Source organism: Phenylobacterium sp. (assembly GCF_020402505.1).
Classification (GTDB): Bacteria; Pseudomonadota; Alphaproteobacteria; order Caulobacterales; family Caulobacteraceae; genus Phenylobacterium.
On the sequence record NZ_JADBZL010000207.1, the window covers coordinates 1 to 12,923 of the forward strand.

A 12,923-nucleotide genomic window follows, 5' to 3' on the forward strand; every position below is an offset into this window, starting at 1 on the left:
CGGGCCTCCGCCCACCACAGCGGTCGGGACATCAACTCCGTGATGATGTTGGTCATGCCGATGGTGGTGGTCGGAATCATCCCGGTGGCGTTGCCCGCCAGGAAGGAAGGAATCTCCGATCTCTGGATCTTGCCAGCCTTCTCGAGCGCCAGCAGTCGGGTGACCAGAGTGTCCCCGGACGTCCGGCGCGCGCCGACTTCGAGACTTTTTTCCACGACGCCGCTGAACAGTCGGGCGGCCTGCAGGGCGCGGGCTCTGACGTCTGGTGATCCAAAAGGATCAGAGAACACCAAGGCCGACATGGCGATTGTCCAGTCCGCGAGGGCGTCAGGATCCGGCGCCTCAAGCCCGAAATAGTCGATGCAGGTTTCGGCGGCGGTCCTTCGGATAAGGTCGGCCACCACATCCATTCGGCCCTGCGCCTGATCCACCAGGGCTCCGGCGGCCTGAGCCGCCCGCCGAGAGACCCGGCTTCGGTCTCCAGGATTTGCGAGGCTGCCGATGACTTCGTCCAGCTGGCTCCGCGCGGGCTCGTGCGCCGGGCCGTTCACGCCAAGGACAAAGTTCACGCCCCCGCCCATATCCTCCATTTCTGCGCCGAAGGGCGTGAAGAAGTGCTCGGTGTCCTGAAGAACCGCGCGCACATCAGAGAACCGGGTGACCAACCGGATCGGCAGCGGCCAGATGCGGATGTTGGGCGAGGCAAACCGGAAGAGACGCAACCCGCCCCCGACCAGCGCCTTTGACACCCTTCCAAGGACCTGCCGCAAGAGACCAGGCTCCTGCTCCGGGTCCAGCCTGAAGGGGGGCGTCTTCTGATAGGGATCAGCCTTCTCCCGCGCTCTGGCCTGCCGGATCTTCTCCCAGTACTTGGGCGTGATCGCCTCTCGGATCCTGATCCAGGGACGCTTCCGTAGCCACAGGAGAAAGAGGCCGGTCAGAAGAACGCCGGCAAAACCCGCTAACAGGGGCGAGGGATCCGGCCAGAGGAGAAGCAAGACCTTCAGGGCGGCGGAGATCACTCCGGCGAGGAGGACTGCGACCACAGCCCACAGCACGCTGATCAGGATCACTCCCCGAAGACGACCCATCCACATCTTCACCCTCCCTGTCTGTCTTCGCCGGTTTTGTCGGAAGGATGGAACGGAGGGTCGGGAGCGGCGCTCAGCCCCGTCCGGGTCCCTCTGTCTGCTGGGCCCTTCGAAGTCCGTCCTTCAAGTTTGAGTTCCAACTCGGGTCCACGAAGGGGAGCCAGTCGATGTCTCCCTCCCGGAACCCGGGGCAGCTTTCCCTCATGGCCTGCGCGGCGGCGGTCGCTCCTGACGCGTCCCCTCCCGCCAGCAGGGCGTTCACCTTGACCAGGTGGGCCAGCCAGTAGGCCGGGCGTCGGATCAGGGACTGTTCGGCAAGGTCCACGGCATCCCGCCAGCGATCGGCCATCCAGTAGGCGGTGGCCAGTTCCCCGAGCGTATGGAAGGCGAAGGGATCATTAGGGTTGAGGCGCATGGCGGTCAGAAGACTTTGGATAGCCACGTCAGGACGGCCCGCCAAACTCAGGCCGGAACCGAGCATGGCGTGACCTAGAGGGAGGCTGGGATTGAGCCCGATCGCCTGCTGGCAAAGGGAGCGAGACCTTTCGTTGTTCCTGGCCAGCAACTCGTACGCCCCAAGAATGGCGTAGGCCCGTCCATCCTCGGGATCGGCCCGCATGGCCTCCCTCGCCAGCCGCGCCCCAGCCTGCATGTCCGCGGGTTTCACCCTCTCCGCCCAGTAGGTCCAGCCAATCCGCCAGGCAGCCTGCACCAGGACCTCGGGGTTCTCTGGCTCCAGCCGCAAGGCCTCCTCGATGAAACCCCGGGCGATCTCGGAGTCGCGTCGGGTCATCCGGTTCAGATGCCAGCGGCACTTCCAGATCAGTGTGTTCACATCCCGACTCGTGGCCGGGCGGGCGACGGCCCGGGACTGCTCGGCATGGTCGATCTTCGCCGCCAGAATGGCGGTCAGGTCGTCAAGGAGGGGCGCCAGGCTGGTATTCGACAGGCTGCCCGGAAGGTCGAACCGCTTTGTCCAGACGACCTGGGCGGATTCTGTGTCGATGGCGGAGACCGTCAGCTGGAAGTTCTCGCCAATGCTGCGAAGGCGACCCTCCACGAGGTATCGGGCGCCCAGGCTCTGACCGACAGATTTCGGGTCGAGATCATCAGACCGGAAGATGAAGCTGGAGTTCCGGGCGATGACGGGGAGCCAGCGAAGCCGGCACAACTGGTCGATCAGGTCCTCGCCGATGCCTTCGGCGGCGAAGTCGAGGGCGGGGTCGCCAGTCAGGTTCTGAAATTTCAGCACCGCGACGGCCGGTCGGCCCTCGAACCCCGGTGCGGGTTGGCTCAGATCGAGGACATGGCGCGGCAACGGGATGTAGCTCTTCGGCGCGGCCTCCCAGTCGACGGCCTCGCTATGGATCATCGTCCTTTGTTCCCGAAGCCAATCCTCGAAGCCCTCCTCTCCGGGAATGTCCAGGCCCTCCAGAAACTCGGACGCGCCCCTCGGCGGCGGCGGATCGTTCTCGTTCGCCGCCCCGGGCACTGGAACATCGAACCGGATCACGGGCAGGTTCAGGCGCACACGGGCCCCAACGGTGATCAGGAAGGGCTCCGGCTGGTCGGCCAGCAGCTTTCGGAGGTTGGCCAGTTCGCGCCGGAGACTGGTCTGGGCCTGACTGGACTCGCGGGATCCCCAGAGCTTGTCCTGCAGGAACTGCCGCGTTCTCTCTCCGTCCCGTCCCGTGGCGAGAAGAGCGATGAGGCCAATCGATTTCCTGCTCGCGACTTCCAACCGCGCCCCGTCCATGCCCTCGAGCCGAAAGGCCCCCATCAGCCGGACAGAGTAAATTCCGGATTGCTTCGTCATTCAAACAGCCCCGCCAGCGCCCCGGGTACGCCCTGGATGGCGCTGTTCACACATTATTCACGCTGACCCACCGGGGGAACCCTGTCCCCTGAGGTGGCCGAATAGCTTCGCCACAAAGCCTCTTGTGGAGAGCGCGATCACATACAGCGATCCTTGCGACTCGCCCAACCGACCCTGCCAGCCCGGCGCATAGCGCAGCAGAATTCACAAATTTTTCACGAAGAATTCACGATCAGTCAGTCCATCGGAGCGCCCCTCATCTCCCGGACAAGCCATCCCCCGACAATGAGCGTCACTCCGGCGACCACGATCGGGTACCAGAGGCCCCGGTAGATGTCCCCTGAGGCGGCCACCATGGCGAAGGCGGTGGCCGGTAGGAAGCCGCCGAACCATCCGTTGCCGATGTGATAGGGCAGGGACATGGAGGTATAGCGAATCCGGGCGGGGAACATCTCCACCAGGGCCGCGGCGATCGGTCCGTAGACCATGGTCACATAGAGTACGAGTAAGGTCAGCAGACCCACGACAAGGGGCTTGTTGATCCGGGCCGGGTCAGCCTTGGCCGGGTAGCCGGCTTTCGAGAGGGCCGCCCCCAGGGTCTGGGTCCAGGTTGCGCGGGCGTCGGCCAGGTCTTTGCGGGACAGCGCCCGGCCGTCGATCCCGGCGATCTCCGCCTGACCGATCCGCACTCGGGCCAGGGTTCCGGCCGGCGCCGCCTCGTTGCGATAGCTGACCCCCGCAGAGGCCAGGGCCGACTTGGCGATGTCGCAGGACGAGGCGAAGGCGCTCCGGCCGATGGGATCGAACTGGAAGGCGCAGTCAGCGGGATCGGCGATGACGGTGACCGGGGCCGAGGCGCTCGCCGCCGCCAAGGCCGGGTTCGCGGCTACGGTCAGGGCCTTGAAGATCGGAAAATAGGTCAGCACCGCCAGCAGGCAGCCCGCCAGGATGATCGGCTTGCGACCGATCTTGTCCGACAGCCAGCCGAAAACGATGAAGAAGGGCGTGCCGATCAACAGGGCGGTCGCCACCAGGGCGTTGGTGGTCAGGCCGTCGACCTTGAGCGTCTTTTCGAGAAAGAAGAGGCTGTAGAACTGGCCTGTGTACCAGACCACCGCCTGGCCGGCCGTCAGGCCCACCAGGGCGAGGACCACCAGCTTCAGGTTCGCCCGGTCGGCGAAGGCCTCCGCCAGCGGCTTCTTGGAGGTGGTTCCCTCGTCGACCATCTTCTGGAAGACCGGGCTCTCGTTCAGCTTCAGTCGGATCCACATGGACAGGACCAGGAGGACGGCCGAGACCAGGAAGGGGATCCGCCAGCCCCAGGCCTTGAAGGCCTCCTCGCCCACCTGGGTGCGGACCAGGATGATCACCACCAGGGACAGGAATAGGCCCAGGGTCGCGGTGGTCTGGATCCAGCTGGTGTAAAGGCCGCGTTTGCCGTCCGGCGCATGCTCGGCCACGTAGGTGGCCGCACCGCCATATTCTCCACCCAGGGCGAGCCCCTGGAGCAGGCGCAGGAACACCAGGATGATGGGCGCAGCGACACCGATCTGGCTGTAGTCTGGCAACAGACCGACCGCGAAGGTCGACAGGCCCATCAGCAGCATGGTGACGAGGAAGGTGTTCTTGCGCCCCCACAGGTCGCCGAGGCGACCGAAAACCAGGGCCCCGAACGGTCGCACCGCGAAGCCGGCGGCGAAGGCCATGAGGGCCAGGATGAACCCCGTGGTCTCGTTCACGCCCGAGAAGAAGTGGAGACTGATGAAGGCGGTCAGCGAACCGTAGAGGTAGAAGTCGTACCACTCGAAGACCGTGCCGGCCGAGGCCGCCCCCACGATCATCCGGTCATTCCGCGCTTCACCCGCCATATCCGCCTCCCCAAGGGTCCCGTCCCTGGGGGAGGATAGGCGCCGAAGCGCCTGCAAATCCAGAGTGCGATAGGCCGCCCGGACCGGCGCGTCGCCGGCCCGGGGCTTGCGGGTTCAGAGGTCGGAGAACTTCTTGCCGTCGGCCACCAGCTTCTCGAGCAAGGCGGCGGGCTTGAAGTCGTCGCCCATCTTGGCCTGGAACTCCTTCATCTTCTCCAGGACCTTGGCCGGGCCGATCTGGTCGCCGTACCACATCGGGCCGCCGCGATAGACGGGCCAGCCGTAGCCGTTCTGCCAGACCACATCGATGTCCGAGGACCGGATGGCCTTGCCCTCCTCGAGGATCTTCACGCCCTCGTTGATCATCGGGTAGATGCAACGCTCGAGGATCTCCTCGTCGCTGACCGTCCGCGGGTTGGAGCCGGTCTTGACGATGAAGTCGTTGATGATCTTCTCGGTCACCGGGCTCGGCTTGGCGTTTCGGTTCTCGTCATAGTCGTAATAGCCGGCGCCGGTCTTCTGGCCGCGGCGGTCCATCTCGCAGAGCACATCGCGGATGCTCTCGCCCTTCGAGCGTTCCTTCACCCAGCCGATGTCCAGGCCAGCCAGGTCGCTCATGGCGAAGGGGCCCATGGGGAAGCCGAAGTCGTAGAGGACCCGGTCGACATCCCAGGGCATGGCGCCTTCCATGACCAGCTTCTGGGCCTCGCGCTGGCGTTGCGCCAGGATGCGGTTGCCCACGAAGCCGGGGCAGACGCCGACCAGGGCGGCGATCTTGCCGATCTGCTTGGCCAGCTTCATCGAGGTGGCGATCACCGACTTGGAGGTGTGGTCGGCGCGGACGATCTCCAGCAGCTTCATCACGTTGGCGGGTGAGAAGAAGTGCAGGCCGATCACCGCCTCGGGCCGCTTGGTGACCGAGGCGATCTCGTCGATGTTCAGGCCCGAGGTGTTGGTGGCCAGGATCGCGCCCGGCTTGCAGATGGCGTCCAGCTTCGTGAAGATGTCCTTCTTCACGTCCATCCGCTCGAACACCGCCTCGATGACCAGGTCGACCGGGGCCAGGTCGTTCATGTCCAGCGAGCCGGTGATCAGGGCCATGCGCTCCTCGACCTGGGCGGCGGTGATGCCGCCGCGCGAGGCGGTTCTCTCATAGTTGCCGCGGATCACCTTCAGGCCGCGCTCCAGCGCCTCCTTCTGAACCTCGACGAGGGTCACCGGGATGCCGACATTGGCGAAGTTCATGGCGATGCCGCCGCCCATGGTGCCGGCGCCGATGATGCCGACGGACTTGACCGGGATCAGGGGGGTGTCGTCCGGCACGTCCGGAATCTTCTGGGCCTGGCGTTCGGCGAAGAAGGAATAGCGCTGGGCCGCCGACTGCGAGCCGGTGACCAGTTCGCCGAACAGCTTGCGCTCGACGGCCAGGCCCTCGTCGAAGGGCAGGTTCACCGCCGCCTCGATGCAGCGGATGTTGTACTCGGGGGCCAGGAAGCCGCGGAACTTGCGGGCGTTGGCCTTGCGGAAGGCCTCGAAGATCTCGGGCTTGCCGCGGGCCGCCTCGACCTTGGTGTTGTTGTCGCGCACCTTCACCAGGGGCTTGTTCTCGGCCACGCAGCGGCGGGCGAAGGCGACGGCGGCCTCGCGCAGCTTGCCTTCCTCGGCCAGCTCGTCGACCAGACCCATCTCCAGGGCTTCCTTGGCCGGGGCGTGGCGACCGGAGGTCATCATCTCCAGGGCCTTCTCGACGCCGGCCACCCGGGGCAGGCGCTGGGTGCCGCCGGCGCCCGGCAGCAGGCCGAGGTTCACCTCGGGCAGGCCCAGGCGGGCCGAGGGGACGGCGACGCGGTAATGGGCGACCAGGGCGACCTCCAGGCCGCCGCCCAGGGCGGTGCCGTGGATGGCGGCGATCACCGGCTTGGGCGCGTTCTCCATCATCTCCTGGACGTCGAACAGGGAGGGTCCGCGCGAGGCGCCGCCGAACTCCGTGATGTCGGCGCCGGCGATGAAGGTCCGGCCTTCGCAGATCAGCACGATGGCCTTGGCGTCGGGGTTTGCGGTGGCGGCCTTGAAGCCCTCGAAGAGGCCCTCGCGCACGTTGGCCGAGAGCGCGTTCACCGGCGGCGAGTTGAGGGTGATGACGGCGACGTCGCCGTCCATGGAAAGGTCGGTCACCGGATTGATGGCGGTCATGGCGTTCCCTCGGTCTGCGGTTCCCGGACCGGTCGTTCAGAGGACCAGTTCCGGAGGCGATTTCCCCCGGCGGTGTATACGCGGCGCCTCAGGGGGGCGAGTCAAAACTGAGGCGGAGGCGGTGTCGGCCCGTCGTCAGGCCCGGCCCAGGACCTTCGCCCTGAGCCTGCGCATACCGCCCAGCCAGCGGTCGTAGTCCGCCGTCTTGCGCTGCATGTAGGTGCGGACGATCTCGTGCGGCAGGATCAGGAAGCTCTCGGCCTCCAGGCCTTTCACCACAGCCTCCGCCACCTCGTCGGGGGTCAGGACGCCGTCCAGGTTCTGGGGCTGCTCCTGGCCGCCGCCGGCCCTCAGCATGGCTGTGTCGACGCCCTGGGGGCAGAGGACGGACACTTTGATCCCCAGGTCCCCCTGGGCGATGGCGAGGCTCTCGGCGAAGCCGATGGCCGCGTGCTTGGTGGTGGAATAGACCGCGCTGCCGATCTGCGAGAGCAGGCCGGCCGCCGACACCGTGTTCAGGATGTAGCCCTCGCCCCGGGCGATCATGCCGGGCAGGGCGGCGCGGGCGCCATAGACGTGGGCCATGACATTGACCCCCCAGGCCCGGTTCCAGACCGCGTCGGGGGCGGAGGCCGCGTTGTCGGGGTCGGGCTCGCCGCCGCCGACGCCGGCGTTCTGGCAGAGCAGGTCGATCCGCCCGTGGGCGGCTTCCACGGCCCGGACCATGGCCTCGACGGCCGAGGGATCAGAGACGTCCACCGCGTAGGAGGAGCCGCCGATCTCCGCCGCGACCTTCGCCGCGCCCTCGCCGTTGAGGTCGGCCACGGCCACGTGGGCTGCGCCTTCCCGCGCGAAGCGCCGGCAGAGGGCCGCGCCGATGCCATCGGCGCCGCCGGTGACGATGATGATCTTTCCCTGAACCTTCATGGGCGGGTCTCCTAGTCGTAGGCCATCAGGATTTCGTCGAGCGCCCGCTCCAGGTCGGTGACGGTCGAACAATGGGTGAGAAGGGTGCAGAAGGGCCGGTATTCCAGCAGGCAGCTGTCCCCCGAGCCCCAGTTCGTCGCCGGTTCCGGGCACAGCCAGACCAGCCGCTTGGCCTGGTCGGCGATCTGCTTGAACACATCGAGCCGCGGGTTTGAGTAGTTCGAGCGACCGTCGCCCAGCACCAGCACGGTGGTGCGCCGGTCGATGACCTCGCCGAAGTCCCGGTCCAGCTCCAGAAAGGCCGCGCCATAGTCGGTCCCGCCCGAGCCCACCTCGTCGACGATGGCCCGCATGGCGGTCTCGAAGGGCAGGGTCTCGAGCGGCCGGCTCACATCGGCCAGGTGGGCGGAGAAGGCGAAGGTCTCCAGGTCGGTGACCTTTTCCTTCAGGGCGTGCAGGAAGAGCAGGAGGAAGCGGACATACTGGGCCACCGAGCCCGAGACGTCGCAGACCGCCACGATCTTCGGCCGGTCCTTGCGCTTGATCTTCCAGATGATGTCGAAGGGCACGCCGTCGTGCCCTGCGTTGGCCCGGAGGGTGCGGCGGACATCCAGCCGCCCCCGGTCCTTCACCTTGCGGCGGCGCGCGTGCCGCACCGCGAGCCGCTTGGCCATGCGCTCCACCAGGGCCCGCATGCGCTCGGTGTCGCTGCGCCCCAGGGCGCCGAAGCTGCGCTCGGCCAGGATCTCGTTCATGAAGGCGTCCTGCGCCGACCGGCCGTAGATCTCGAAGCGGGCCTCGACGAAGGCGCGGGCCTGCTTCTGGAGGGCCGAGCGGGTTCCCATCAGGGCCTCGGCCTCGGCCTCGCCCTCGGCGTTGCGCCGGGACAGGGCCTCCATGAGCCGGGCCTCCAGGGCCTCGACCCCCATCTGCTCCATCATCTTGCGGACGAAGTAGCCGGACTGGGTAGCGAAGCGGATCTCGTCCACCCCCGCAGCAGCGCCCGCCCGTTCGAGGGCCATGGCCAGCTGCCCGGGATTCTCCCCCCGCGCCAGGGCCGAGAGGGCCTCCACCGGGTCGCCGCCCTCGCCCCCTTCGCTCCCTTCGCTGGCGCCGGCCTGGGGCTCGGCCTCCCCGCCGCCGGGCCGCCCGGCGTCAGGCTCGCCCCCTTCGCCGGGCTGCCCCTCCGCGGCGGCGTTCGCCGCCGCCTCCCGGCTGAAGTACAGCTCGAAGAGCTGCTCGTGGATCGCCTTTTCCTCGACGGACTTGGCCAGGACTGTCCCGAGCGCGGTCTTCAGGACGCCCCGGTCCTCCCAGCCCACCACCTCCACCGTCCGCGCGGCGTCCATGGCCTCGGTGGTCGAGACCCCGGCGCCGGCGGACCGCAGGGCGCGGATGTAGCGGGTGAGGGTCCGCTCCATCAGCGGGCGGCCTTGTCCCCGCCGTCGAGGAGGGTCTCCACCTTGCCGGCGACCTCGGCGATGTCCGACTGGCGCTTGAGGATGACGTTCAGGGTCGAGCGCACCAGGGCCGGGTCCAGGCTGTCGGCGTGCAGCAGGATCAGGGTGCGCGCCCAGTCGATGGTCTCGCTGATCGAGGGCAGCTTGCGGATGTTCTCGCCCCGCACCGCCTGGATGAAGGCCACGAGCCGCTCGAGCAGCCGGTCGGAGACGCCGGGCACGCGGGTGCGCACGATTCGCGCCTCGAGCTCGGCGTCGGGGAAGTCGATGTGCAGGTGCAGGCAGCGGCGCTTGAGCGCATCGCCCAGCTCGCGCGTGGCGTTGGAGGTCAGCACGACCAGGGGCGGGACCTGGGCCGCGATGGTCCCGATCTCCGGCACGGTGACCTGGTAGTCGGAGAGCACCTCCAGCAGCAGGGCCTCGAACTCCTCGTCGGACTTGTCGATCTCGTCGATCAGCAGGACCGAGCCGGTGGACTGCTCCATGGCTTTCAGCAGGGGCCGCGGCTCCAGAAAGTCGCGGGAGAAGAAGATGTCCTGGAAGCCGGTCAGCCTGTGCAGGGCCTGGTCCAGGGTGTCGGCGTCCTCGACCAGGTGACCGATCTTGTCCTTCAGGATCTGGGTGTAGAGGAGCTGCTTGCCGTACTTCCACTCGTACAGGGCCTTGGACTCGTCCAGGCCCTCGTAGCACTGCATCCGGATCAGGGGCTGGTCGAGGCCCTGGGCCACGGAGCGGGCGAGGTCGGTCTTGCCGACCCCGGCGGGCCCTTCGATCAGGACAGGCTTGCGCAGATGGTGGGCCAGGTAGACGGCGGTGGCGATCTCCGGGGTGGCGATGTAGCCGGATTCCGCCAGCATGGACATCACCGCCTCCACCGAGGCCAGTCCCGCCGGCGTCTCCACGCCCTTCGGCGCACCCGTCGCCACATCCGTCATCGCAACTCCCCCGCCCGCTGGCCGCGGGTCCTGCTTGTTCCGTCAGGGTGGGAGCATTACCGGACAGATCGGTCCAGACCAACCGTCATCCCTTCCTTGCCGACGCAATTTGAATAAGGTGTATGGAACGACCGCAGAGTCCGGGGAATCCATGAAGCTCTACCACTGCGCCGACGCGCGTTCCCTGCGTCCCCTTTGGGCGCTCGAGGAACTGGGGGCGGACTATGAGCTGGTCAACATGGCCTTCCCGCCCCGCGCGGCCTACCCCGGATACCTCAACATCAACCCCCTGGGCACGGTGCCGACCTTCGTGGACGGCGACGTCACCCTCACCGAGTCCACGGGCATCTGCCATTACCTGGGCGAGAAGTTCGCGCCCAACACCCTTCGGGTCGATCCGTCCGAGTCGGCCTATGGCGAGTACCTCAACTGGATGTATCGCAGCGACGCCACCCTGACCTTCCCTCAGACCATCGTGCTCCGCTACACGCGCCTCGAGCCGAAGGAGCGCCGGCTGGCCCAGGCCGCGGAGGACTACACGGTCTGGTACCTGTCGCGACTTCGCAGCGTCGAGGCCGCCCTAGAGGACCGGGAGTTCCTCTGCGCCGGGCGCTTCACCATGGCCGACATCGCCGTCCACTACGCCCTCTTCCTGGGTGAGACCCTGGGCCTTGCTGAGCGCTACAAGCCCCGGTGCCAGGATTACCTGGCTCGGCTCAAGGACCGCCCGGCCTTCCAGCGGGCCCGGGAGAAACAGGCCCTCAGGGCGGACTGACGGAACGGTATGCAGGAAACAGACAAGGGCGGCGGCCCCGCAGGAGCGAGACCATGAGTACAGTGGACCCGAAGGACCTGGCGTCCTTCGCCGAGCAGGCCGACGCCTGGTTCGCCGAGAATGTCGTGCGCGACCCCGGCTTCATGCTGCCCCTGACCTTCATGGAGGTCGGAACGGACCCGCAGTTCCATTTCCTGTGCGACTGGCAGAACAAGGTCTGGGAGGCCGGCTATCTCGGCGCCGCCTGGCCCAAGGCGTACGGCGGCGGGGGCCTGCCCCAGGCCTTCCAGGCCGCCGCCACCCGGGCCATGCGCAAGCATCACGGCCCGATCATGCTGAACGCCATCGGCCTCAACTGGGCGGGCCCCCTTATCCTCGAGATGGGGACCGAGGCGCAGAAGGCGGCCTACCTGAAGGGCATCCTCTCGGCCGAGGACATCTGGTGCCAGGGCTTTTCCGAGCCCGGCCACGGCTCCGACCTGGGCTCGGCCCAGACCCGCGCGGTGCGCAATGGCGACCACTATGTCGTCAACGGCTCGAAGATCTGGACCACCCTCGGGCGGTACGCCAAGTACATGATCCTGCTCGCCCGGACCGACCCTTCCACCGAGCGCAAGTACGACGGCCTGAGCTTCTTCCTCATGCCCATGAAGGCGCCGGGGATCGAGACCGTCCCGATCCGCAAGCTGACCGGCGAGCACGGCTTCACCCAGACCTTCTTCACCGACGCCAAGGCCCCGGCCGAGGGCCTGGTCGGCCCCGAGGGCGGCGGTTGGAAGGTGGCCATGCGCACCCTGGAGTACGAGCGCGGCGCCCGGGGCGGGCAGGCCGGCGGCTATGTCTCGGTGGGCGCCAACGCCTTCGACGTCTTCGAGCTGGCCCGACGCACTCGGCGAGGCGGTCGCCCGGTCCTGGACGACCCGATCGTGGCCGACGAGATGGTCGGCTTCCTGATGGAGATCCAGGCCCTGCAGCTCAACGGGCAGAGGACCCAGGTGCCCCAGCTCATCGCCGACCGGCCCCAGGGCATCCCCCTGGCCTCGAAGCTGATGGGCACGGAGATGTCGCGGCGGCTCAACGACTTCGCCGTCCGCCTGACCGGCGCCCGCGGGGCCTATTATGTCGACGACCCGGACGCGGTGGATAACGGCCTTTGGGCCCGGAACTACCTGAATGCCTTCTCGGCCACGATCGGCGGGGGCACCTCGCAGATCCAGGCCAACATTGTCGGCGAGCACGTGCTCGGCCTGCCGAAGTCCTGAGGAGGCGCGCCCGATGAAGGACCTGGGACGGATCGGATTTTCCGAGGACCAGGCGAGCCTCCTGGAGGTCGCCACGGACTTCTGCCAGCGCCGCTCGCCCGTGGCGACCGTGCGCCGCCTGATGGAGGACGAGCTCGGCCACGACCCGTCGGTCTGGGCCGAGATGGGCGATTTGGGCTGGCTCGGCGTGGCCATTCCCGAGGCCTACGGCGGCTCGGGCCTCGGCCTGGCCGAGGTGGTTCCCCTGGTCGAGCAGATGGGCCGGCGCCTCATGGCCGGGCCCTTCGTCTCCACCACCCTGGCGGCTCAGGCCCTGCTGGCGGCGGGAACCGAGGCCCAGAAGCTCGAGCACCTGCCGCGCATCGCCGACGGCGAGGCTGCGACCCTGGCCCTCGGCGAGCCCGACACCGACTGGGAGCCCGAAAGCATCGCCGCCGCGGCGGTGCGGGGCGCCGACGGACGCCTCGTCCTTTCCGGCCGCAAGGTGCTGGTCACCGACGCCGCCATCGCCCGCCGGCTCATCGTCGCCGTGCGGCTGGACGGGGCCCCGGCCCTTGTCCTGCTGACTCCGGAAGACCTGCCCTCGGGGGCCCTGC

Annotated in this window: 10 protein-coding genes; 3 read left to right on the plus strand and 7 right to left on the minus strand. The window is 67.8% G+C overall.

Annotated features, from left to right (window positions below; translation table 11 throughout):
• The 7 genes from IM632_RS13500 to IM632_RS13530 all read right to left on the minus strand — a co-directional run.
• Positions 1 to 1,097: hypothetical protein (locus tag IM632_RS13500; protein WP_296552472.1), on the minus strand; the 1,097-nt coding region annotated here is incomplete at its 3' end.
• Between the two features lie 67 nt (positions 1,098 to 1,164).
• The gene (locus IM632_RS13505) at positions 1,165 to 2,907 is read right to left on the minus strand and encodes a tetratricopeptide repeat protein (protein ID WP_296499270.1); all 1,743 of its coding nucleotides are present in this window, start codon (positions 2,905 to 2,907) and stop codon (positions 1,165 to 1,167) included.
• A 236-nt stretch (positions 2,908 to 3,143) separates the two neighbouring features.
• Entirely contained in the window at positions 3,144 to 4,775 is a 1,632-nt protein-coding gene (locus IM632_RS13510; RefSeq protein WP_296481140.1) for an MFS transporter, read from the minus strand.
• A gap of 114 nt (positions 4,776 to 4,889) precedes the next feature.
• Positions 4,890 to 6,968 carry a 3-hydroxyacyl-CoA dehydrogenase NAD-binding domain-containing protein gene (locus tag IM632_RS13515; RefSeq protein WP_296481143.1) on the minus strand — a complete coding sequence of 693 codons (2,079 nt, stop codon included), beginning with the start codon at positions 6,966 to 6,968 and terminating at the stop codon, positions 4,890 to 4,892.
• Positions 6,969 to 7,103: 135 nt separating this feature from the next.
• Positions 7,104 to 7,895: an SDR family oxidoreductase gene (locus IM632_RS13520; RefSeq protein ID WP_296481146.1), complete on the minus strand. Its 792-nt coding sequence runs from the start codon at positions 7,893 to 7,895 to the stop codon at positions 7,104 to 7,106.
• 11 nt (positions 7,896 to 7,906) lie between these two features.
• On the minus strand, positions 7,907 to 9,316 hold the full coding sequence (locus tag IM632_RS13525; RefSeq protein WP_296481147.1) for a VWA domain-containing protein: 1,410 nt from the start codon (positions 9,314 to 9,316) through the stop codon (positions 7,907 to 7,909).
• Positions 9,316 to 10,290 carry a MoxR family ATPase gene (locus tag IM632_RS13530; protein ID WP_296481149.1) on the minus strand — a complete coding sequence of 325 codons (975 nt, stop codon included), beginning with the start codon at positions 10,288 to 10,290 and terminating at the stop codon, positions 9,316 to 9,318. The genes IM632_RS13525 and IM632_RS13530 overlap by 1 nt, the downstream gene beginning before the upstream one ends.
• A gap of 151 nt (positions 10,291 to 10,441) precedes the next feature.
• Between IM632_RS13530 and IM632_RS13535 the strand changes: the two genes are divergently transcribed.
• The 3 genes from IM632_RS13535 to IM632_RS13545 all read left to right on the plus strand — a co-directional run.
• A complete protein-coding gene (locus IM632_RS13535) occupies positions 10,442 to 11,065 on the plus strand; it encodes a glutathione S-transferase family protein (protein ID WP_296481152.1) in 624 nt (207 codons plus the stop codon).
• A gap of 53 nt (positions 11,066 to 11,118) precedes the next feature.
• Positions 11,119 to 12,327, plus strand: coding sequence for an acyl-CoA dehydrogenase family protein (locus IM632_RS13540; protein WP_296481156.1), 1,209 nt, complete (start codon positions 11,119 to 11,121; stop codon positions 12,325 to 12,327).
• Positions 12,328 to 12,340: 13 nt separating this feature from the next.
• A partial coding sequence (locus tag IM632_RS13545; RefSeq protein WP_296552473.1) for an acyl-CoA dehydrogenase family protein occupies positions 12,341 to 12,923 on the plus strand: 583 nt, incomplete at its 3' end.

What these genes read in the sequence shown, in the direction of transcription:
- IM632_RS13505 (WP_296499270.1), bottom strand. Translation starts at nt 2,907, where the DNA reads ATGACGAAGCAATCCGGAATTTACTCTGTCCGGCTGATGGGGGCCTTT.
- IM632_RS13510 (WP_296481140.1), bottom strand. Translation starts at nt 4,775, where the DNA reads ATGGCGGGTGAAGCGCGGAATGACCGGATGATCGTGGGGGCGGCCTCG.
- IM632_RS13515 (WP_296481143.1), bottom strand. Translation starts at nt 6,968, where the DNA reads ATGACCGCCATCAATCCGGTGACCGACCTTTCCATGGACGGCGACGTC.
- IM632_RS13520 (WP_296481146.1), bottom strand. Translation starts at nt 7,895, where the DNA reads ATGAAGGTTCAGGGAAAGATCATCATCGTCACCGGCGGCGCCGATGGC.
- IM632_RS13525 (WP_296481147.1), bottom strand. Translation starts at nt 9,316, where the DNA reads ATGGAGCGGACCCTCACCCGCTACATCCGCGCCCTGCGGTCCGCCGGC.
- IM632_RS13530 (WP_296481149.1), bottom strand. Translation starts at nt 10,290, where the DNA reads ATGACGGATGTGGCGACGGGTGCGCCGAAGGGCGTGGAGACGCCGGCG.
- IM632_RS13535 (WP_296481152.1), top strand. Translation starts at nt 10,442, where the DNA reads ATGAAGCTCTACCACTGCGCCGACGCGCGTTCCCTGCGTCCCCTTTGG.
- IM632_RS13540 (WP_296481156.1), top strand. Translation starts at nt 11,119, where the DNA reads ATGAGTACAGTGGACCCGAAGGACCTGGCGTCCTTCGCCGAGCAGGCC.